At 77.2% G+C, this 17,920-nt stretch carries 23 protein-coding genes; 12 read left to right on the top strand and 11 right to left on the bottom strand.

All coding sequences use genetic code 11. The features are described from left to right. Positions 1–121: 121 nt before the first annotated feature. Positions 122–751, top strand: a complete 630-nt coding sequence (locus K8Z49_RS06105; protein ID WP_021600337.1) for a hemerythrin domain-containing protein — start codon at positions 122–124, stop codon at positions 749–751. Positions 752–803: 52 nt separating this feature from the next. Here K8Z49_RS06105 and K8Z49_RS06100 read toward each other — a convergent pair whose 3' ends face one another. The 8 genes from K8Z49_RS06100 to K8Z49_RS06065 form a co-directional block, all read right to left on the bottom strand. Continuing rightward, on the bottom strand, positions 804–1,985 hold the full coding sequence (locus K8Z49_RS06100; protein ID WP_412517808.1) for a hypothetical protein: 1,182 nt from the start codon (positions 1,983–1,985) through the stop codon (positions 804–806). 145 nt (positions 1,986–2,130) lie between these two features. Next, the gene (locus tag K8Z49_RS06095) at positions 2,131–4,011 is read right to left on the bottom strand and encodes a complex I subunit 5 family protein (RefSeq protein WP_412517807.1); all 1,881 of its coding nucleotides are present in this window, start codon (positions 4,009–4,011) and stop codon (positions 2,131–2,133) included. Beyond that, positions 4,008–4,361, bottom strand: a complete 354-nt coding sequence (locus K8Z49_RS06090; protein WP_412517806.1) for a sodium:proton antiporter — start codon at positions 4,359–4,361, stop codon at positions 4,008–4,010. The genes K8Z49_RS06095 and K8Z49_RS06090 overlap by 4 nt, the downstream gene beginning before the upstream one ends. Further along, complete coding sequence (locus K8Z49_RS06085; protein ID WP_412517805.1) at positions 4,358–5,098, bottom strand: MnhB domain-containing protein; 741 nt, start codon at positions 5,096–5,098, stop codon at positions 4,358–4,360. Before K8Z49_RS06085 ends, K8Z49_RS06090 begins: the two co-directional genes overlap by 4 nt. Next, positions 5,095–5,391 (bottom strand): Na(+)/H(+) antiporter subunit B, encoded by a 297-nt coding sequence (locus tag K8Z49_RS06080; RefSeq protein WP_021600509.1) that lies wholly within the window; start codon positions 5,389–5,391, stop codon positions 5,095–5,097. Before K8Z49_RS06080 ends, K8Z49_RS06085 begins: the two co-directional genes overlap by 4 nt. 6 nt (positions 5,392–5,397) lie before the next feature. Continuing rightward, entirely contained in the window at positions 5,398–5,691 is a 294-nt protein-coding gene (locus K8Z49_RS06075) for a monovalent cation/H(+) antiporter subunit G (RefSeq protein WP_075022404.1), read from the bottom strand. A gap of 14 nt (positions 5,692–5,705) precedes the next feature. Next, entirely contained in the window at positions 5,706–5,972 is a 267-nt protein-coding gene (locus tag K8Z49_RS06070) for a monovalent cation/H+ antiporter complex subunit F (RefSeq protein ID WP_021600507.1), read from the bottom strand. Continuing rightward, positions 5,969–6,550, bottom strand: coding sequence for a hypothetical protein (locus tag K8Z49_RS06065; protein WP_412517804.1), 582 nt, complete (start codon positions 6,548–6,550; stop codon positions 5,969–5,971). Before K8Z49_RS06065 ends, K8Z49_RS06070 begins: the two co-directional genes overlap by 4 nt. A gap of 178 nt (positions 6,551–6,728) precedes the next feature. On the opposite strand from K8Z49_RS06065, the gene K8Z49_RS06060 reads away from it, so the two are divergent. From K8Z49_RS06060 to K8Z49_RS06015, 10 genes are all read left to right on the top strand, one after another. Beyond that, entirely contained in the window at positions 6,729–7,688 is a 960-nt protein-coding gene (locus tag K8Z49_RS06060; protein WP_111833504.1) for a TIGR03557 family F420-dependent LLM class oxidoreductase, read from the top strand. A gap of 63 nt (positions 7,689–7,751) precedes the next feature. Then, positions 7,752–8,090, top strand: a complete 339-nt coding sequence (locus K8Z49_RS06055; protein WP_024936764.1) for a hypothetical protein — start codon at positions 7,752–7,754, stop codon at positions 8,088–8,090. Between the two features lie 173 nt (positions 8,091–8,263). Beyond that, a complete protein-coding gene (gene gvpJ, locus K8Z49_RS06050) occupies positions 8,264–8,701 on the top strand; it encodes a gas vesicle protein GvpJ (RefSeq protein ID WP_075022401.1) in 438 nt (145 codons plus the stop codon). Beyond that, on the top strand, positions 8,698–9,480 hold the full coding sequence (locus K8Z49_RS06045; protein ID WP_075022400.1) for a GvpL/GvpF family gas vesicle protein: 783 nt from the start codon (positions 8,698–8,700) through the stop codon (positions 9,478–9,480). The genes gvpJ and K8Z49_RS06045 overlap by 4 nt, the downstream gene beginning before the upstream one ends. Before the next feature lie 4 nt (positions 9,481–9,484). Beyond that, on the top strand, positions 9,485–9,736 hold the full coding sequence (locus K8Z49_RS06040; protein ID WP_021599778.1) for a gas vesicle protein GvpG: 252 nt from the start codon (positions 9,485–9,487) through the stop codon (positions 9,734–9,736). A 13-nt stretch (positions 9,737–9,749) separates the two neighbouring features. After that, positions 9,750–10,010, top strand: coding sequence for a gas vesicle protein GvpO (gene gvpO / locus K8Z49_RS06035; RefSeq protein ID WP_021599779.1), 261 nt, complete (start codon positions 9,750–9,752; stop codon positions 10,008–10,010). Between the two features lie 6 nt (positions 10,011–10,016). Beyond that, entirely contained in the window at positions 10,017–10,460 is a 444-nt protein-coding gene (locus K8Z49_RS06030; RefSeq protein WP_412517803.1) for a gas vesicle protein, read from the top strand. Then, positions 10,457–11,374, top strand: coding sequence for a GvpL/GvpF family gas vesicle protein (locus K8Z49_RS06025; RefSeq protein ID WP_412517802.1), 918 nt, complete (start codon positions 10,457–10,459; stop codon positions 11,372–11,374). The genes K8Z49_RS06030 and K8Z49_RS06025 overlap by 4 nt, the downstream gene beginning before the upstream one ends. Then, entirely contained in the window at positions 11,371–11,577 is a 207-nt protein-coding gene (locus K8Z49_RS06020; RefSeq protein WP_075022397.1) for a gas vesicle protein, read from the top strand. The genes K8Z49_RS06025 and K8Z49_RS06020 overlap by 4 nt, the downstream gene beginning before the upstream one ends. Beyond that, positions 11,574–12,095 carry a gas vesicle protein K gene (locus K8Z49_RS06015; protein ID WP_021599784.1) on the top strand — a complete coding sequence of 174 codons (522 nt, stop codon included), beginning with the start codon at positions 11,574–11,576 and terminating at the stop codon, positions 12,093–12,095. The genes K8Z49_RS06020 and K8Z49_RS06015 overlap by 4 nt, the downstream gene beginning before the upstream one ends. Here K8Z49_RS06015 and K8Z49_RS06010 read toward each other — a convergent pair. Beyond that, positions 12,049–12,957 carry a methyltransferase domain-containing protein gene (locus K8Z49_RS06010; RefSeq protein ID WP_412517801.1) on the bottom strand — a complete coding sequence of 303 codons (909 nt, stop codon included), beginning with the start codon at positions 12,955–12,957 and terminating at the stop codon, positions 12,049–12,051. The two genes, K8Z49_RS06015 and K8Z49_RS06010, sit on opposite strands and share 47 nt — an antisense overlap. A gap of 29 nt (positions 12,958–12,986) precedes the next feature. On the opposite strand from K8Z49_RS06010, the gene K8Z49_RS06005 reads away from it, so the two are divergent. Continuing rightward, positions 12,987–14,573: a PLP-dependent aminotransferase family protein gene (locus tag K8Z49_RS06005; RefSeq protein WP_412517800.1), complete on the top strand. Its 1,587-nt coding sequence runs from the start codon at positions 12,987–12,989 to the stop codon at positions 14,571–14,573. On the opposite strand, the gene cydC is transcribed toward K8Z49_RS06005, so the two are convergent. Together cydC and cydD are read right to left on the bottom strand one after the other, a co-directional pair. Beyond that, positions 14,534–16,294 carry a thiol reductant ABC exporter subunit CydC gene (cydC, locus tag K8Z49_RS06000; protein WP_412517799.1) on the bottom strand — a complete coding sequence of 587 codons (1,761 nt, stop codon included), beginning with the start codon at positions 16,292–16,294 and terminating at the stop codon, positions 14,534–14,536. The two genes, K8Z49_RS06005 and cydC, sit on opposite strands and share 40 nt — an antisense overlap. Next, the gene (gene cydD, locus K8Z49_RS05995) at positions 16,291–17,910 is read right to left on the bottom strand and encodes a thiol reductant ABC exporter subunit CydD (RefSeq protein WP_412517798.1); all 1,620 of its coding nucleotides are present in this window, start codon (positions 17,908–17,910) and stop codon (positions 16,291–16,293) included. The genes cydC and cydD overlap by 4 nt, the downstream gene beginning before the upstream one ends. Between the last annotated feature and the right edge of the window lie 10 nt (positions 17,911–17,920).

Raw genomic sequence — 17,920 nt, 5'->3', positions numbered from 1 at the left:
CCCGCCCGCTGACCTGCCCACCGGCCGGCGGCGGCACCCGCGGTGGCCGGAGGGTGTGAAGTGTGTCTCTCCCGGGCCCGGAGGTGTCACATCGGGGGACCTCCGCGGCCTCATTAATCATATGGAGACCTTCGCGGTCCAGCCGCGCGACACCACGTGCCACACCCTGCTGTACGCCGCCCACGACGCGTTCCGCCGCGACCTCGACCGGCTCGCGGCGGCCGCGGCGGCGGGCAAGGGACGGGCGCCGTACGTGCGCGCGGGCTGGGACAACCTCAAGGAGCAGATCCGGCTGCACCACGGCCTGGAGGACGGGTGGCTGTGGTCGCGGGTGCAGCGCGCGACGGCGGGGCGCCGCGCCGAGCAGGCGGTGCTGGAGGAGATGCGCGCCGAGCACGCCCGGCTCGGCCCGCTGATCGCCGCGGTCGACGCGGCGATGGCCGGCACCGGTGACCTGCCGGACGCGGTCGAGGAGCTGCGCCGCGAACTCGGGGCCCACCTGCGGCACGAGGAGATGAACGCCCTGCCGCTGGCCGAGACGGTGCTGGCCGAGGAGGAGTGGAAGGCGGCGGCCGCCGAGACCGGACGCGACTGGGGGTCCGGCACGCCGCTGTTCGTCCCGTGGGTGGTGGACGGCATCGCGCCGGTGGAGCGCAGCCGCGTCCTCACCGCGCTGCCCCGCTCCCTGCGGAACCTGAACCGGGTGATGTGGGAGCCCCGCTACCGCAAGCGCCGCCTCTGGAGCATCTGACCCGGGGCCCGCGCAGGGCCCTGGACAGAAAGGCTTTGGGGATGCGGGGCGGTCACCAGGGGACGGCGCGGACGGTGACGTGGTCGGCGGCCGGGTCGTAGTACGACAGCAGCAGCGCACCGCGCGTGCTGAGCCCGGGATGCCCGATGAGGGCGCGGCACTGGTCCAGCCCCGACCCGCCCGAGCACGGCACGATCCCGTCCCCGGCCGCCCGCCACGGCCCTTCGGGAGCGGGCGCGCGCCACAGCCGGAACCGGCCGTCCAGGCCGCGCTGCTCGACCATGACCAGCCCCCGGCCCAGCGCGGTGTAGTCGGCGACGTGGACGGCGTAGGGGGCGGCGCCGGCGACGACGGTGCCGGCCTGGAACGCGTCGCGGGTCCAGCCGCCGCCCACCCGGTACTCGTAGGCGGCGGGGTCGCGCCACGCGCTCGGATCGGCCCGCACCCGCGCCAGCGTGACGCGGCCTCCCAGGCACGCGCCCGGACCGTGGGCGTCGCAGACCGAGGCGAACAGGTACAGGTACCCGCCGCTGAAGACCGGCGACCCGAGGTTCTGCTGGAACGGCAGCCCGGCCGGGAGCGAGAACACCCTCGCCCGCCCGGTGAGGGCGTTCTCGCCGGGCCGGTACTCCACCAGCCCGAACCCCTGGGTGCTGATGGTGGTGCCGTGGACGCACACGTCGGTGTAGGCGACCAGCAGCGCGCCGGTGCCGGGCGGGCGGGCGGCGCCGGAGACCCACGAGGCGCTGTAGGCGCTGCCGGGGACGCGGCAGGGGGCGCCGCCGGGCAGGACCAGCCCCGGCGGGGTGCCGAGGAACCCCTGCGGCGCCGCCCCCGGACCGGGCGGCGAGGACGCGGCCGCGATCCCGGCGCCGGCCGGGGTGGGCAGCTCGGTCAGGCCGGTGGGGACACGGCCGGGGACGGCGGGCCCGGTCGCGGCGGTCGCGCCCAGCCACAGCCCCCGCCGGGCGCCCGTCCAGACCGTGTCGCAGAACAGCCAGACGCTGCGCCCGGGACGGCCGGGAAGCGGGGCGCTGAAACCGCAGTCGCGGTCGATGGCGTTCCCGGGCGCCGCGGTCTCGTAGCGCGACAGCACCCGCGCCGGCGGCGCGGCCCCCGCGGGCGGGGGCGCGGTCCGCGAGGTGCCGGCCGCCACCGCGACGGCCGCCGCGAGCAGCACCGCCGACGCCGCGGCGATGAGCACCGCGCGGGGACGGGGAAGACGCCGGACCACGATGCCTCCCTCCCCGGCGACCCCGCCGGGCGCACACGCCGCGGGCGCACGCCGCGGGCGGGTGAACAGGGTCGCGCGCCGCCCCTCGCGAATCAACTCCGTCCCGATCGGCTCCGCTCGGGCCCCCGACCCGGACGGCCTGACCTCAGAAACGGGCGGTGAGCAGGGCGAGGACCGCGACGCCCGCGGTGAGCCAGGCGGCGTAGTCGCCGATGTCGCCCGAATGCAGGTCGTGCAGGCGGCGCGACACCGCACCGGCGGCACGTCCGGCGCCACGTCCGGCGGCGCGCCAGGCTGACGCCCCCGCACCGGAGGGGACCAGGCCCCGGATCCGCGCCGGGGCGGGACGGCGGGCGCCGGCGGCGGCGACGGCCGCCGCAAGCAGCAGCGTGACCGCCGAACCGGCGAGCCCCGCCCAGGTCCAGGGGTCGGCCGGCGGCGCGTGCGGCTGGGTGAGGCGGCCCTCCAGCACGAGCCCCGCGTAGGCGTCGCGGCCGGCGAACACCTCGGCGGCCCGCGCCACGGGCCCGCCGGGCAGCAGCCCGGCCGCCAGCCCGCCGGCCAGCAGCACCACGCCGGGCGCGAGCATCGTCCAGGGAAGCGACCCGAGGACCACGCGGGTCTCGGGGTCCTCGTGCCCGCCGCCCGGGCCGCCACGACCAGGCCCCCGACCAGGCCCACGGCCGCCCGCCTCGCCCGGGTCCGGGTGCGGCGGGTCGCCCCGCCACACCACCAGCCAGACCCGCAGCACCGCGCCGGCGGTGAGCGCCGACACCGCCACCGACAGCGGCGCGTACCACCACCAGCCGAGCGCGAGCACGGCGTGCTCGGTCACCGCGTGCCCCGCGAACAGGCCCGACGGCGGCAGCCCGGCCAGGCACAGCGCACCCACCAGGAACGTCGCGCCCGTGACGGGCATACCGCGGCCGCGTCCGCGGAGCTCGCGGTCGTCGACGGTCTGGAGCCGGTTCAGCAGCGCCCCCGCGCCCAGGAACAGCGCGCCCTTCACCCCGGCATGCCCGGCCAGGTAGTACGCGGTCCCCGACAGCGCGTCATGGGTGCCGGCCGACACCCCCACCAGGAGCAGCCCCACATGGCTGATGGTCGAGTAGGCCAGCAGCCGCTTGACGTGGTGCTGCAGCAGGCACATGACGGCGCCGAGCAGCGCCGCGGCGGCACCGAGCACCGCGACGCCCCGCAGCGGGACCAGCCCGTCGAACACCGCCCAGTAGGTCCGCGCGACCCCGTACACGCCGAGCTCGACCATGACGCCGGAGAACAGCACGCACACCGGGGTGGGCGCCACCGCGTGCGCGTCGGCGAGCCAGAAGTGGAACGGCACCGCCGCCGCCTTAACCAGGTAGCCGGTACAGATCAGCACGAACGCGGCGGTGACCAGGGCGCCGGCGCGGGTGCCGGTGTCGCCGCCGGTTCCGGCCAGGGCGCGGCCGGCGGCGGCCAGGCCGAGCTGCCCCGTCCGGCCGTAGACCAGCGCGATCCCGGCCAGGGTCAGGTACGCGCCGAGGGACTGGACGATGCCGAAGTTCAGGGCGCCGTGGACGGTCGAGGGCTCCTCGGACCGGTAGCCGGTCAACGCGAACGCCACCACGCTCATCAGCTCGAAGAACACGAACGCGTCGAACAGGTCCCCGGTGTACACGAACGCGCACATCGCCGCCAGGAACAGCAGCACCAGCACGTGGAAGATCGCCTGGACCTCGGTGAAGTACCGCCAGGAGAACACCAGCGCCGCCAGGGTCAGCGCGGCGGTGACGCAGGCGAGCCCGGCGGCGAGCGGGTCGGCGGCCAGCGGGATCCCGACGCCGGTGCCGGGACCCCACCCGCCCAGCCAGGTGACCTGCGGGGCGCGGCCGGACCGGGCGAGGGTGAGCGCGGTCAGCGCCGTGACGGCGGCGGTGGCCGCCACCGCGGTGACGTCGACGGCCGGCCGCGGCAGCCACCGCCCGGCCGCGGCGAGCAGCGCCGCCGCCAGGACCGGCACCGCGACGGTGACCTGCAGGATCACGATTCGAGGGAGCGCAGCGCGCCGGGGTCCAGGGTGCCGCGGCGCTTGGCGACCTGCACGGCCAGGGCGAGCAGCAGCGCGGTGACGGTGGCGCCGACGACGATGTCGGTGAGGGCCATGGCCTGCACGACCGGGTCGGTGACGGGCCCGCCCGCCGGGGGCGGCGGCCGGTCGGAGAACACCGGCGCGGTCCCGCCCGACCGGTACCCGACGGCCAGCAGCAGCACGTAGGTGCCGGACTGGGTGACCGACAGGCACACCACCGCGTGGATCAGGTCGCGGCTGGTGACGATGCCGTAGACGCCGGCGAGCATGATCCAGCCGGCGGCCAGGTAGGGGACCAGGCTCACCGCGCCTCCCCGCCGCCCCCGGCCCCGGGGCTCGACGCCGGCGGACGCTGCTCGCGGACGAGGAGGGCCTGGTCGAAGAACTTGCCGAGCAGCAGCACCAGCGCGCACCCCACCTCGACGCCCACGGCGGTGTTCAGGGCCGGGACCCGGCCGGTCGCCGCGGCCCCGGCGGCGGCCAGGACCAGCACCACGAACGCCGCGGCGGCCACGGCCTCGGCGGCCTCGAACACCGGCGGCGGCCGCAGCCGCTGCAGCGCCGGATAGTCGCCCGCGAGGTACAGCAGGTGGACTGCGGTGCCCAGGACGACGCCGCCCTGGAACCCGCCGCCGGGGGACTGGTGCCCGTGCGCGACGACGTAGACGCCGGTGAGCAGGGTGAGCGGCAGCAGCAGGTACCCCACGATGCGCAGCGCGTCGGACACCTCGGCGGGCCCGCGCCGCGGCGCGGGGCCCTCGTCCTCCTCCTCGCGGCGCACCGCGCGCAGCAGCACCACCGCGGCGACCGCGGCGGCCAGCAGGATCAGCTCCTCCCCGAGGGTGTCGAACGCGCGCTGGTCGAAGGTGACCGAGGCGACGGCGTTGGGGGTGCCCTGCCGCACCGCCTGCGCGACGGCCCGGTCGGCGTAGGGGTGCACGGAGCCGCCGAACCCGGGCAGCCCGAGCGTCCCGGCGGTGAACAGCGCCGCGGTGCCGGCCGCGCCGAAACCGAACACCAGCAGTCGGGTGCGGGGTCTCACCGGTCCACCTCCCGCCCGCCCGGCCCCGCGCCGTCGTCGCGGCGCGCGGCGCCGGCGCCGAGGTGGCGGCGGGTGGCGTACAGGGCCAGGACGACGATGAGCGGCACCAGCACGGTCCCGACGGCGATCTGGGACATCGCGACGTCGGGTGCCTGCAGGACCAGGAACAGCAGGCCCAGCACCATCCCGTACCCCGACAGGGCGATCGCCTGCCGGACGGTGTCGCGGGTGAGGACCACGGCGGTGGCCATGAAAGCCGCCAGAGCGAGCGCGGCGGGGACCAGGGCGTCCACGCGGGGTCACTCCGATCCGCCGGCGGTGCGCCGGACGGCCTGCGCCGCGGTGACCACGGTGGCCGGGCCGGTCGCGGCCAGCAGCACCGCGATGACGGCGAGCTTGGCCACGTCGTGCCACGACGACCAGGGCCGCAGCGCCATCCCGGCGACCAGCAGCGGCGCGGCCAGCACGGTGAGGGGAGCGACGGTGTGCAGGCGGGCTGCGGCGCCGCGGGTGAGCGGCAGCCGCAGCCCGGCCACCACGGCGACACCGGTACCGGCCCACATCAGCACGTCGGCGAGCAGCGCGAGCGTCATCGGCGTCCCTCCTTTCACAGGGTCCGGCTGAGGAACCGGGCGAACACCAGCGACCCGGCGAACGACAGCAGCGCCATCACCAGCGCGACGTCGAGGTAGGCGGGACGGCCGTAGGCGGCGGCCAGCAGCACCAGCACGAGCGTCACCACCGGCCCCGCGGCGATCAGCCCCGCCAGGCGCCCGGCCGGACCGCCCCGCAGGGTCGCCACCAGCGCCGGCAGCAGCGCACCGGCCATGAGGACCACCGCCGGGACGGCGGCACCGGCCGCGGCGGCCGTCACGACCGCTCCCCGCCGTCGCCCCCACGGTCCCCGCGATCCTCGGTGTGCTCGGTGTGCTCGCCGATCAGCCCGGCGTCGCGCAGGCGCCGCTCGAAGGGTGACGGGTCCCCGGCGAGGCGGTGCACGCGCACGGCCCCGCGCGCCGGGTCGACGCCGCCGACGTAGGTGCCGGGAGAGGCCGACAAGAGCAGGGTCGCGACACCGCGGCCGGCGGTCCCGGGCGCGGCGGCCAGCGTCACCCACCGCCCGCCGGACGCGCCGCGCACCGCGATGCGGGCGGTGTCGGCGACGATCTGGGCGGGCAGCCGCACCATCGGCCGCATGAGCCTGGCGGGCGGGACGGTGCCCCGACCGCGACCGCCGTCCCCCTCGGGGGCGCCGGTGGCGAGCAGGGCGCGGCGCGCGGCGACCGCGGCGGCGGCGCCGGCCGCGGCGGCCACCGCCCCCACGGTGATCTCGGTCACCGAGACCGCGGGCACCAGCGCCAGGTAGCACCCCAGCAGCACCGCCCACCAGGCCACCGGCTCGGCGGGGGAGGGGGCGCGGGCGGGTGCGGGGTCGGATGCGCGGGCCGGCATGACCCTCGCAATACCCGGACGGACGGTTTCAACCGCCACCGCACCCGCCACCGCACCCGCCGCCAGTGCGCGTCCGCCTTGGCCGCGGCATGTTTGCGGCGTTCGGGCGGGGTAGGCCGCGATACGGGCCGGCGCGGACCCCGGGTGGCGGCCGACGAGCAGGGAGGCGCGGACGCGGATGACCAGGTTCGGGTACTTCCTGTCCGCCGAGGAGCACGAGCCGCGGGAGCTGCTGCGGCAGGCGCGGCTCGCCGAGAGCGCGGGCTTCGAGGCGCTGTGGATATCCGACCACTTCCATCCGTGGCTGGACGAGCAGGGGCAGTCCTCGTTCGTGTGGTCGGTGGTGGGCGCGCTGTCGCAGGCGACGTCGCTGCCGGTCGGGACGGCGGTGACGTGCCCGCTGGTGCGCACGCACCCGGCGGTCGTCGCGCAGGCCGCGGCGACGTGCGCGGTGCTGACCGGCGGCCGCTTCACTCTCGGCGTCGGGACCGGCGAGTTCCTCAACGAGCACATCGTGGACTCGCGGTGGCCGCCGGCCGCCGAGCGGATGGAGATGCTGGAGGAGGCCGTCGCCCTGATGCGGCGGCTGTTCACCGGCGAGCTGGTCACCCACCGCGGCGCGCACTACCGGCTCGACACCGCCCGGCTGTACACCCGCCCCGACGAACCGCCGCCGATCTTCATGTCGGGGTTCGGGGACCGGGCGGCGCGGCTGGCCGGCCGGATCGCCGACGGGTTCATCTGCATGATGCCCGACACCGCGCTGGTGGCCGAGTACCGGCACGGCGGCGGCGAGGGCAGACCGGTCCAGGGCGGGCTGAAGGTGTGCTGGGCCCCCGACCCGGCCGAGGCGCGCCGGACGGCGCGGCGGCTGTGGGCCAGCGACCTGCTGCCGGGCGAGGCGAACCAGCTGCTGCCGCTGCCGCGGCAGTTCCGGCAGCTGTCGGACCTGGTCACCGAGGACATGGTGGCCGAGCGGGTGCCGTGCGGCCCCGACCCCGAGGTCCACGCGCGGGCGCTGCGCGCCTACGCCGACGCCGGCTACGACGACGTGTTCGTCACGCAGATCGGCCCCGACCAGGACGGATTCTTCGACTTCTACGCCGGTGAGGTGCTGCCGCTCCTGCGCGGCGGCTGAGCGCCGGCACCCCCCGAACGCACACCCGAAGCAACGCACACCCCTCGACGAAAGGAATCGACGATGGACACCCCCTCGACGCCGGGCAACGGGTCCGGCAAGGTCAGCAAGCACGCGAGCAGGGCGGCCGGCACCGCCCAGAAGGCCGCCGGAGGCACCGCCAAGGGCGCGGCCGGCGGCGCGCAGGGCGCGGCGCGCGACGCCGGCGCCGGAGCCAAGGACACCGCGGCGACCGCCGCGCGGGGCGCGTCCAAGGCCGGCGCCCAGGTCACGGCGCTGCCCGGGAAGGTGGCGGGGCTGGCCAAGCTCCTCACCCTCGGCCGGCTGCTGCGCGCCGTCCCGGTGGTCGGCGCGGCCGCCGCCGGCGTCGTGGTCGGCCGCATCACCGCCCGCAAACGCTGACCCGTCGAGCAAACCCCCGGAAAACGCCTGTTTCCCGGGGGTTTGCGGCGTCCTGGACCACCCCCCGCCGCCTTGAACCGGGGGTGACCGGAACCGGGCAGCCCGTTTAGGAAGGTCAGCACGGGTACACCGGGGTTCGTGCAAAAGCAAGACCCCCTAGACGAGGAGATGACATGACTGGGCCGATCGCCCAGCAGACGTCGGGCAGCACCACCGTGCAGCGCGGCGGCTCGGGCAGCAGCCTCGCCGACGTCGTCGACCTGATCCTGGAGAAGGGACTGGTCATCGACCTGTACGCGCGGGTGTCGCTGGTCGGGATCGAGATCCTCACGGTGGACGTGCGGATCGTGGTCGCCAGCGTCGACACCTACCTGCGCTTCGCCGAGGCCGTGAACCGTCTCGACATCGCCCACGACGGCACCTCCCAGGGCCTGCCGCAGTTCCTGGGCGAGGCGCAGGAGTCGGGCGCCAAGAAGAAGACCCGCGGCGCCCTGGAAGGCGCGCAGGAACGGCTGAAGGAGACCTTCGGCGGCTCCGACGACGACTCCGACGACGACAAGCAGCCCGCACGGCGCCGCTCTTCCCGCAAGAAGGAGGACGAGGACGAATGACCACGCCGCAGACCCCCGGCGGCTCCGGGGACCGGGTCCCGCAGTACGTGTACGGGGTGGTCCGCTCGGATGCGGCGCTGCCGCAGGACGTCGCCGGCCTGGACGACCGGCCGGTGTCGCTGGTCCAGGACGGCGGCGTGTGCGCCGCCGTCGTCAGCGACCTGCCGCAGGGAAGGGCGCTCGGCGAGCGCGCCGACCTGGTCGCGCACCAGCGGGTGCTGAACGCGCTCGTCGACGCCGGGACCGTGGTGCTGCCGTTCCGGTTCGGCGCCGCGCTGTCGGACCGCGACGCCGTGGAGAAGGAACTGCTGGCCGGCAACTCCGACCGCCTCGGGCAGGTCCTGGACCAGCTGGAGGGCCGCGTCGAGCTGCGCCTCAAGGCCACCTACGTCCAGGACGCCGTGCTCCGCGAGATCATGACGGCCGAGCCGGAGATCGCCGAGCTGTCGCGGCGGGTGCGGGAGGTGCCCGCCGACGCCGCCGACGCCGTCTACTACGACCGGGTCCGGCTCGGCGAGCTGATCGCCCAGGCGATGGACCGGCGCCGCGAGGTCGACGGGCAGGTTCTCCTGGACGGGTCCGCGCCCGCCGCCGAGGCGTTCGTGCGCAAGTCCCCGGCCCGCGAGGAGGACGTCCTGGACGCCTCGTTCCTGGTCCGCGCCGACCGCCGCGCCGAGTTCGAGGAGGCCGTCGACAAGCTCGGCCAGACCCACGGCGACCGGATCCGGATCCGGCTGATCGGGCCCCTGCCGCCCTACGACTTCGTCCCGGAGGCGTGAGGCGATGGGGCTGTTCACCGGGCTGGTCACGCTGCCGCTCGCGCCCGTGCGGGGCGTGATGTGGCTGGCCGAGACCCTCACCGAGCAGGCCGAGGCGCAGCTGTACGACCCGGGCCGGATCGCCGCGGAGATGCAGCAGATCGCCGACGAGGTCGCCGAGGGCGAGATCACCGAGGAGGAGGCCGCGGCCCGCGAGGAGGACCTCATCCGCCGGCTGAACGAGGGCCGCGCCCGCGGCTACCAGCCGGGCGGCTGACAGGAGGCCGAAGATGTTGTCCGCGTCCAAGGCCGCCGAGTGCGCGGTCGAGCACGTCACCGCGATGACCGGCCGCAGCGCCGAGAGCGTGGTCGGGGTGGAACGCGCCGGCGAGGACGGCTGGCGGATCACGGTCGAGGTCGTGGAGACCCGCCGCATCCCCGACTCCGCCGACATCCTCGCGGTCTACGACACCGAGGTGGACGCGGACGGGGAGCTGGTCGCCTACCGGCGCGCCCGCCGCTATCCCCGCGGACGAGTGGAGAGGGACTGAGGGGCATTGAGTGAGATCTCCTGGACCGGCGGCCGCTCCCCGGCCCGCTCGATGGCCGGGGAGCGGCAGTCGGCCAACCTGGCCGACCTGCTGGAACGCATCCTCGACAAGGGAATCGTGATCGTCGGGGACATCCGGATCAACCTGCTGGACATCGAGCTGCTGACCATCAAGCTGCGGCTGCTGGTCGCCTCGGTCGACCGGGCCAGGGAGATGGGCATCGACTGGTGGGAGCACGACCCGTCCCTGTCGTCCAAGGCCCGCCGCGACGAGATCGACGGCGACGCGGGCGGGGATCGCGAGCTGCGGGAGGAGAACCGGCGGCTGCGCGAGCGCCTGGCCGCGCTGGAGGCCGCCGCCGGCGACACCGGCGACACCGGCGACACCGGCGACGACGGCGACCACGCCGACCGGCCGGGCGCCGGGACCGGGAAGGAGACCCGATCATGACCGCCGCACCGCTCGCCGGCGGCACCGCCGTCTACCTGTACGGCGTGGCGCGCGGCCTGGACCCCGCCGCGCTCGGCGACGCCGCCGGAGTCGCGGGCGCGCCCGTGCGCGGCGTGCGCGCCGCCGGGCTGACCGCGCTGGTCAGCACCGTCCGGCTGGAGGAGTACGGCGAGGCCGCGCTGCGCGCCAACCTGGAGGACCTGGCGTGGCTGGAGGCCACCGCCCGCGCCCACCACGACGTCGTCGACCGCGCCGCGCACGCCGCCCCCACCGCGCCGGTGCGGATCGCGACCATCTACCGCGACGACGCCCGGGTCGCCGAGGTCCTGGCCGCCCAGGGCGAGCGGTTCGCCGAGGTCCTCGACCTGGTCTCCGGCCGCTCGGAATGGGGCGTGAAGGCCTACGCCGCCCCCGAGTCGCTTCGCGGCGAGGGACCCGCCCAGGATTCCGGTGGGGGGGTCGCGCCGAGCGCCGAGCCCCCCACCGGCCACCACCCCCACCCCACCACCGGCGACACCGGGTCGGGCGACACCGGGTCAGGCGGAGTCGGGACCGCCTACCTGCGGCGCCGGCAGCAGGAACGGCGCCGCCGCGCCGAGGCGGGACGCCGGATCGCCGGGCAGGCCGACGCCGTCCACGCCGAGCTCGCCGACCACGCGGTCGCCTCGCGGCACCACCCGCCGCAGGACCCCCGCCTGTCCGGCCGGCCCGGGACGCAGATCCTCAACGTCGCCTACCTGCTGGACGACGAGCAGGTGGAGGGGTTCCTCGCGGTGACGCGCGCCGCGGCCGAACGCCTGGAGGGCATCGAGGTGGAGGTGACCGGGCCCTGGCCGCCCTACTCCTTCATCGACACCTCCGGCCCCGGCGCGGCCACGCCCCCGCGGAAGGCGCGGGAGGCGGGGGAGGCGTGACGGCCGTCCTGGACCACGGCGGCGACGCGCCGCTGGAGCGGATCGCGCTGGTGGACCTGCTGGACCGCCTCCTGGCGGGCGGCGTCGTCATCGCCGGGGACCTGGTCATCTCCGTCGCCGACGTCGACCTGGTGCAGGTGTCGCTGCGCGCGCTGATCACCACCGTCCGCGACGAACTGCTCGGTGAGGAGGACCGCTCATGAGCCGACCGACGCGTTCCGGTTCCGGCCGGGAGCCGGTGACGGGAGAGGTGTCGGTGCACGACCCCGCCGAGGGGGACCCGTTCACCGACGACATCCTCGCGGGCCGCACCGCCTCGTACCGCACTGCCACTGATTTGACCGGCACTGATTTGACCGGCACTGACTGGCCTCCCTCCGAGGGGGCGGTGCCGGTGCGGGCGGCGCCCGCCAGGGAGATGGGGCCGCGGGAGCGGTCGTCGCGGACGATGCAGCGGCTGCGGTCCGACCCCGAGACGGTCGAGCGGGACCTGGTGAAGCTGGTCCTGACCCTGGTCGAGCTGGTCCGGCAGCTGATGGAGCGGCAGGCGCTGCGCCGCGCCGAGGGCGGCGACCTGACCGAGGAGCAGGTCGAGGCGCTCGGCCTGGCGCTGATGCGGCTGGAGGAGGCGATGGGACGGCTCAAGGACCACTTCGGCCTCGACGACCACGACCTCAACCTCGACCTCGGACCCCTCGGCCCGCTCCTGCCCGAGGACTGACCGGCGGGTTCACCGCGGTCGCCTTGAAGAACGTGTAGTGGAAGGTCCCGCCCTCGGCGGCGGTGCGGCGCAGGTCGGCGATGCCGCGGTCGAAGTCGGCGGCGGTGGAGAGCCCCGCGGCGACCGCGTCGTCGCGCACCGCCCCGACCATCGTGGTGAAGGTGTCCAGGGTGACCGCCCGCGCCAGATCGGGCCGGGCCTCGTCGGCGTACACGGTGCGGGGACCGGCGGTGACCCGCGCGTATCCGGCGGCGGTCACCAGCGGCCGCAGCCGCCGCCCGACGAGCGCGTCGCCGCCGGCGGCGGCCTGCAGCGCCACCAGGTGGGACACGGCGGCGCGGGCGTGGGCGCTGTCGGGATGGAAGAACGCCGACCCGTGGTCGCCCTCGATGACGGTGAGCGTCCCGCCGGGCCGCAGCACCCGCCGCAGCCCCGCCAGCACCGCCCCCGGGTCGGGCAGATGCTCCAGCACGAAGCACACGAACGCGTGGTCGAACGCCCCGTCGGCGAACGGCAGGTCGTGCAGGTCCGCCCGCACCCACTCCACCCGCCCGCCGCCGCCCGGGGCCGGGAGCCCGGCGGCGGCGACCCGGGCGCGCGCCTGGTCCAGCGACGCCGCCGAGACGTCCACCGCGGTCAGCCGCGCACCGGGGGAGCGGCCCAGCAGGTGCACCGTCTGCGCGCCGACGCCGCAGCCCGCCTCCAGCACCCGGCTCCCGGCCGGGTAGGCGGTGCCGTCGTGCAGCAGCGCGGCCAGCGCGTCGGCCTGGTCGGCGAGCCGCCGCGCCTCCCGCCCCGAGTAGCCGTGCACGTATCCGCCCGGTCCGCCCCCTGGCCCGGCGGCTGCCGTCGTGGTCTCCATGGGGTTCACCGTGGCCCCACAATGGCCTGGTGAACAGGTCCAATGGCGAGCAACCCGAACGGTCCATAACTCGGGGGTCGGACTTCCTCCAGCTCGACCCCTCCGACGCCCCGCCGCGGGGCCTGTCGGACTGGCTCGCCGGGCGCCTGCGCGACGCGATCGCCGACGGCCGCCTGCCCGTCGGGTCCCGCCTGCCCGCCACCCGCGTGCTGGCGGCCGAACTGCGGGTCTCCCGCGGCGTGGTCACCGAGGCCTACCAGCGCCTGGCCGACGAAGGCCACCTCGCCGGACGCGGCCGCGCCGGCACCGTCGTCGTCGCCGCCCCGCTCACCCCCGCCCCGGCCCCGGCCCCGGCCGTCCCGGCCTCCGCGGTCCCGCCCGCCGCCTCGCCCGCGCCGCCGCCCGGCGCGCCCTTCCCCGGCGAACCGGGCGCGGACGTCTTCGACGTCCTGCGCGACCGGCCCGCCCGCATCGACCTGACACCCGGCCTGCCCGACCTGGCCGCGTTCCCGCGCGCCGCCTGGCAGCGCGCCGAACGCACCGTCCTGCGCGACCTGCCCGCCGCCGCCCTCGGCTACGGCGACCCGCGCGGCGTCCCCGCGCTGCGCACCGCCATCGCCGCCTGGCTCGCCCGCACCCGCGGGATCCGCGCCGACCCTGACGCGCTCGTCGTCACCGCCGGGACCGCGCAGGCCATCGGCCTCATCGCCCGCGTCCTGGCCCGGGACGGGATCGGCGCCGTCGCCGTGGAGGACCCCGGCTCGCTCGGCGTCCGCCAGCACCTGCGGCACTGGGGGACCGCCACCCCGCCCGTCCCCGTCGACGCCGACGGGATCCGCGTCGACCTGCTCCGCGACACCGGCGCCCCCGCCGTGCTGCTCACCCCCGCCCACCAGTTCCCGACCGGGGTCGTGCTCGGCGGGCGCCGCCGCCGCGAGCTGATGCGCTGGGCCGCCGGCGGCGGCCTGGTCATCGAGGACGACTACGACGCCGAGCACCGCTACGACCGGCCGCCCGCCCCGGCCCTGCGGTCCATGCTCGCCGACCGCGTCTTCCACACCGGCAGCGTGTCCAAGCTCCTGGCCCCGGCGCTGCGGACCGGCTGGATCCTGCCGCCGCCCGCCCACCTGGACGCGGTCGTCGCCGAGAAGCGCTTCGCCGACCTCGGCAACGCCGCCCTGCCCCAGCTCGTGCTGGCCGAGCTGATGGCCTCGGGGGAGATGGAACGCGGCCTGCGGCTGCTGCGGCGCCGCCACCGCCACCGCCGCGACACCATGATCGCCGCGATCGGCGCGCACCTGCCGGGCGCCCGCGTCCACGGCGCCGCAGCGGGCCTGCACCTGACCGTCACCTTCCCCGGCGGCCTCGGCGACGGGACCGGCGACGGGACCGGCGACGCCGACCTCGCCGCGGCGGCGCTGGAGCACGGCGTGAAGACCCATCCGCTGTCCTGGCACGCGCAGCGCCCGCACCCGCCCGGGCTGGTCCTCGGCTACGCGGCGGTCCCCGGGTCCGCCCTCACCGAGGGCATCGCGATCCTCGGGCGCATCCTGCGCGAAACGACCCCCCGAGCGGGTCAGGCGGACAGGAGTTCGGCGTCCCACAGGTCGCGGTAGGCGCCCGGCACGGCCACCAGGTCGGCGTGCCGGCCGCGCTGCACCACCCGCCCCCGGTCCAGCACCACGATCTCGTCCGCCGCCGGCAGCGCCGCGAGCCGGTGCGTGACCAGCAGCAGCGTCCCCCCGCCCGGCGCCTCCAGCAGATCGCGCGTCAGCGCGTCCGCCACCGACGGATCCAGCGCCTCGGCCGGCTCGTCCAGCACCAGCACCGGCGGGTCGGCCAGCAGCGCCCGCGCCAGCAGCAGCCGCTGCCGCTGCCCGCCCGACAGGCCCCGCCCGCCCGCGCCGACCACCGTGTCCCACCCCTCCGGCAGCTCCTCCACCACCTCGGCGAACCGCGCCCGCGCCGCCGCCTCCCGCAGCCGCGCCTCGCTCGCGTCCGGGCGCGCCAGCAGCAGGTTCGCCCGGACCGACCCGGCGAACACGTGCGCGTCCTGCGCCAGCCCCCGCACCGCCGCCCGCACGTCCCCGGGCGCGTACTCGCCCAGCGGACGGCCGCCCAGCACGACCGCGCCCGACGCCGCCTCCACCTCCCCGCACACCGCCGCCAGCAGCGTGCTCTTGCCCGCGCCGCTCGCCCCGACCACCGCGACGCGCCGGCCCCGCTCCACCCGCAGATCCACCCCGTCCAGCGCCGCCCCCTCCCAGCCGGCGCCCCGCCCGCCGCCGTAGGTGACGGTGACGCCGAGCAGCTCCACCTCCAGCGGCCCGGCCGGCAGCGGCGCGGGACGCTCCCGCCCCGCCGCCGGGGGAGCGGCCGCCGGGGGAGCGGCCAGCACCGCCGCGACCCGCCGCAGCGCCGGCGCCGCCTCCCGCAGCCGCTGCGCCGCGCCCGCCAGCGGCAGCACCGACTCCACCGCCACCAGCGACGTCAGCGCCAGCACCGCCGCGCCGACCTCGTCCACCCCCGCCCGCAGGCCCACCCAGGCGACCGCCGCGACGGTGACGCCCTGCACCGCGAAACCGGCGCCCGCCACCAGCGCCGAAACCCGCGCCGCCGCATGCTCGGCGCGCTCCAGGCGCCGCGCCGCGTCACCCGCCCGCGCCGCGTACCGCGCCGACGCCCCTGCCATCGCCAGGTCCGCCGCGCCCTCCAGCACGTCCAGCGCACGCACCGCCAGCGCCTCGCGCCCGGCCGCCGTCCGCGCCGCCGCACGCCCCCCGGCCACCGCCGCCACCACCGGGAGCGCCACCCCCGCCACCAGCAGGCCACCGGCCAGCACCGCCGCGGCCGGCGCCCGCACCAGCGCGCACACCGCCACGCCCGCCGCCCCGCACACCACCGCCGCCACCGCCGGCAGCACGCACCGCAGCAGCAGATCCTGGACGGCCTCCACGTCCGACACCATCCGGGTCAGCGCGTCACCGTCCCGCACCCGCCGCCGCGCGTCCGCGCGCGCCGCCGCCAGGGCGTCGAACACCCGCCCCCGCAGCTCCGCCAGCACTCGCAGCGCCGCGTCATGCCCGGCCAGCCGCTCCACGTACCGCAGCGACCCCTTCGCCAGCGCGAACCCCCGCACCGCCACGATCGCCAGCGACAGCGCCGCCAGCTCCGGCCGCTGCGACGCCCGCGCGATCAGCCACGCCGCCGCCGCGATCAGCCCCAGCCCGCACAGCTCCGCCGCCGCGCCCGCCAACGCCGCGGCCGCCAGCCGCACCGCGTGCGGACGCACCGCCCCCCACACACCCCCGCCCTGCACACCGCCCGCGCTTGTCACGCCGCCTCCTCGGCCACCCGCGGCACGACCCGGCCGCCCTCCAGCCGCACCACCCGGTCCGCCGCCCGCAGCAGCGCCGGACGGTGCGCAACCAGCACCGCCGTCCGCCCGGCCAGCAGCCGCACCGCCGCGTCCACCAGCACCCGCTCGCTGTGCAGGTCCAGCCGCGCCGTCGGCTCGTCCAGCAGCATCACCGGCCCGCCCGAAAGGAACGCCCGCGCGATCGCCAGCCGCTGCCGCTGCCCCGCCGACAGCCCCGCACCGCCCTCCCCGAGCACCGTGTCCCACCCGTCCGGCAGGTCGTCCACGAAGTCCACCGCCGCCGCCCGCGCCGCCTCCGCGACCCGGCCCGTCCCCGCGCCGGGGTCCGCGAGGCGGATGTTGTCGGCCACCGACGCCGCGAACAGGTGCGGACGCTGCGGAACCCACCCCAGCCGCGACCGCCACGCCGCGACGTCCAGCTCCGCCAGATCCACCCCGTCGACCAGCACCCGCCCCGAATCGGGCGCCACGAGCCCCGCCAGCACCAGCAGCAGCGTCGACTTGCCCGCCCCCGACGGCCCCGTCACCGCCACCCGCTCACCCGCCGCGATCCGCAGCGACACCCTCTCCAGCGCCGCCCGCTCCGACCCCGGATAGCGGACGGTCACCTCCTCCAGCACGATCTCCGGCGCCCCGCGCCCCTGCACGGCACCGCCCGCCGCCGCTCCCGGCCGCGCGTCCAGCGCGGCGAACGCCGCCTCCGCCGCCGCGACCCCCTCCGCGCTGGCGTGGAACCGCTGCCCCAGCGCCCGCAACGGCAGATACACCTCCGGCGTCAGCACCAGCACCAGCAGACCCGCCCGCAGCGCCATGCCGCCCTCCAGCAGCCGCAACCCCACCGGGACCGCCACCACCGCCACCGACAGCGCGCACACCAGCTCCAGCACCAGCGACGACAGGAACGCCACCCGCAGCGCCCGCACACTCGCCCGCCGGTGCTCGCCCGCCAGCTCCCGCACCACCACCGACTGGTGCCCGGTCCGCCCGAACGCCCGCAACGTCCCCAGCCCCGCCAGCACGTCCCGGAAATGACCGCCCAGCCGGTGCAGCAGCCCCCACTGCCGCCCCGTCAGCGCCGCCGTCCGCAACCCCACCAGCGCGCCGAACACCGGCACCAGCGGCACCGTCACCGCCACCACCAGCGCCGACGCCCAGTCCACCGACGCCAGCCGGGCCAGCACCACCACCGGCACCACGCACGCCGCCAGCAGCTGCGGCACATACCCGGTGAAGAACGGGTCGACCGCGTCCAGGCCCCGCGTCAGCAGCGTCACCCGCGCCCCCGCCCGCCCCTCCTCACCCGGACGCCCGCGCAGCAGCCCCTCACGCAGCCCCCGCTTCACCCCCGCCGCCGCCCGGCCCGCCATCCGCGCCGCCGCCCACGCCAGCACCGCCCGCCCCGCGACCGCAGCCGCCAGCCACGGCAGCGGACCGGCGTCCACACCGGCCACCGCCCGCACCAGCAGCTCCGCCTGCACCACCAGCAGCACGCCCTGCCCCGCCGCCAGCACCCCCAGCGCCGCCACCACCCCGCGGGGCAACAGCCCCAGCAGCCGCCGCTCGACCTTCTTCACCACGGCCCCG

The sequence above is a fragment of the Actinomadura madurae genome (assembly GCF_047130825.1).
Classification (GTDB): domain Bacteria; phylum Actinomycetota; class Actinomycetes; order Streptosporangiales; family Streptosporangiaceae; genus Spirillospora; species Spirillospora madurae.
Note: the sequence above shows the minus strand (reverse complement) of the source record. Positions and strands in the feature narration are given on the sequence as shown.